Genomic DNA, 2,139 nt, shown 5'->3' with positions numbered 1-2,139 from the left:
TTGTCTAGGCCGATTAGAGATGTCGCAGTTTGTGCCAGATAGAAGTGTCAGTGGCACCGACGGTGGGGTCGGGCGGCGGGGGCGCGAAGCCTTCAAATCGCGCAGAGCCCAACCGCCGACCGATGCACTGGTCGCTCAGCTTCGTCTTCCGAGTGCGCCGTCAGGCGCGCGAGGCACGTAGGACACCTGCTGGGGGAGCCGTTCGGAATCCTGTGAAGATGGATTGTGGACACTATCGAGGGAGCAGAGCCTTGTGATAGAGACGAAGCGGCGCGAGCTCACAACGAAGGTGATTTGAGTGAATCTAATTGAGCATCTAGGGCGCGCTTTGAAGAGCGACGACTTGATCGAACTGATCGAGCTGCACGACCTCAATATTCTCTATCATATCGATACGTTGCATGAAAACACCCCCGACAGTTATTCAGTCCAGAGCGAGGAGTTAGGGTTCGAACTCCTCTTTGACGAAAATCAGATTCTAAAGACCATCTTCCACATTATCGCTCCAGGCGATTCGATCGAAGCGCAGGCTATCGACATCGGAGTGCCACTCTACAAATCGCTTGAAGAAGTGCAGCGGGCAGCCGCGTCGTTAGGCGCATCATTCGATATGCGTGAGGATGTAGTGATATCGGAGTTGGGTCTCAACGTGAGCTGGGCAAAGCTTACGTTCCACGATCACTCACGACATTACCAATACTCATCAAAGGGCCTTGAGCGACTAACCTTGTCCCTTCGATAGGATCGATCTGCCGACGGCTTCAGCCGACGCTGAACATATGCTTGGTCTGATCGCGCCGCTTCGGACCTTTGCTGGTGCGCTTGCCGGGCGGCTCAGACTGCTGACTCTGGCGGATCAGGGTTAGGAGCCCCCCCAGCCGCTTGTTCTCGAGCACCGCAGGCTCGGTGACGCGTCGTAGCTTGTCAAAGGTGCGGTAGGGCATGCTCCGGCCCTTGTAGCGGACCTCCAATCGCCCATCGGGGAAGTCCACGACCTCGACCCGCTGGCCGATTGCCGCCTGAGCGAACTCGGATGGCTCGATCATGAAAAGGATGTTGTCGTACTGGAGCGTCAGCGACTGCGACAGCGTTCGTTCGGCGCGCCAGGTGAAGGCCTCATCCAGCCGGTCCCTGGGCGTCATCGGCCGGTGGAGATCCTTGTCGTTGAACGGCGCCTTGGCGAAACGGGTGTTGTAGTCGGCCATGAAGGTCGGCAAGAAAGCGTTGCCAGCCTCCATGGTGCTGATGCCGGCGAGCCGAAGCTCCTTCACCAACCGGTCTTGTAGGGTTTTGTTGGCGCGCTCGACGCGGCCCTTGGCCTGGCTGGAGTTGGCGCAGATGATCTCGATCGTCAGGGCCTTCAGCGCGCGGCCGAACTGAGTCATGCCGTCGCCGTGAAGCCCGGCGGCCTTGTTCACCCGGAAGACCGCATGCTTGTCAGTGTAAAATGCTATGGGCTTGCCGTGCTGCTCCAGATACCGCTGCGTTGCGTTGAAATAGGCGAAGGTCGACTCCGACTGGACGAACTGCAGGTGCATCAGTCGGCTGGTGGCGTCGTCGATGAAGACGAGCAGGGTGCATTGTGGCCCGCGATCCTCAAACCACCAGTGCTCCGAGCCATCGACCTGGACCAGCTCGCCGACGCACTCCCGGCGATAGCGCGGCTGGTAAACCCGTCCGCGGCGCTTCTGCCTGTCCGCCCAGAGGCCGTTCTCCAGCATCCACAGCCGCAGCGTCTCGCGTCCAATCGTGATGCCGTGGACCTCGCGAAGCTTCTCCGCGGCCAAGGTTGGCCCGAAATCCGCGTAGCGCGCGCGGATCAGTTCCAAGGCCTGCGCCTTAATCTCCTCCGGCATCTGCCGGTTGCTGGCTCGCCCGCGCTTCTTGGAGATGAGGGCGGTTGCGCCTTGGTCCTGATAGGCCTTGACCAAACGCTGGACCTGCCGCCGCTCCAATCCCAGAAGCTCGGCAGCCGCCAATACCGTCAGTCGGCCGTTCGTCAGATCGCGCAGGACTTCAAGCCGCGCCAGCTCTTTGTCGCTCATGATATGTAACGTCACTTAGAGGGCCTCCCACGAAAATGCAGGAGGGTGCCATCTCTAACTGGCACGGGTGCGACATTACTAAATGGCGGCTACA

The 2,139-nt window shown here is 59.7% G+C and carries 2 protein-coding genes; one reads left to right on the top strand and one right to left on the bottom strand.

Annotation, left to right across the window (positions count from 1 at the left end):
- Positions 1-343: 343 nt before the first annotated feature.
- Positions 344-742, top strand: a complete 399-nt coding sequence (locus AC1DXO_RS26070; RefSeq protein ID WP_476981135.1) for a hypothetical protein — start codon at positions 344-346, stop codon at positions 740-742.
- Between the two features lie 19 nt (positions 743-761).
- On the opposite strand, the gene AC1DXO_RS26065 is transcribed toward AC1DXO_RS26070, so the two are convergent.
- Positions 762-2,045, bottom strand: a complete 1,284-nt coding sequence (locus AC1DXO_RS26065) for an ISNCY family transposase (protein ID WP_476981134.1) — start codon at positions 2,043-2,045, stop codon at positions 762-764.
- Between the last annotated feature and the right edge of the window lie 94 nt (positions 2,046-2,139).

Source organism: Asticcacaulis sp. P2_C5 (assembly GCF_056404555.1).
Note: the sequence above shows the minus strand (reverse complement) of the source record. Positions and strands in the feature narration are given on the sequence as shown.

What these genes read in the sequence shown, in the direction of transcription:
- AC1DXO_RS26065 (WP_476981134.1), bottom strand. Translation starts at nt 2,045, where the DNA reads ATGAGCGACAAAGAGCTGGCGCGGCTTGAAGTCCTGCGCGATCTGACG.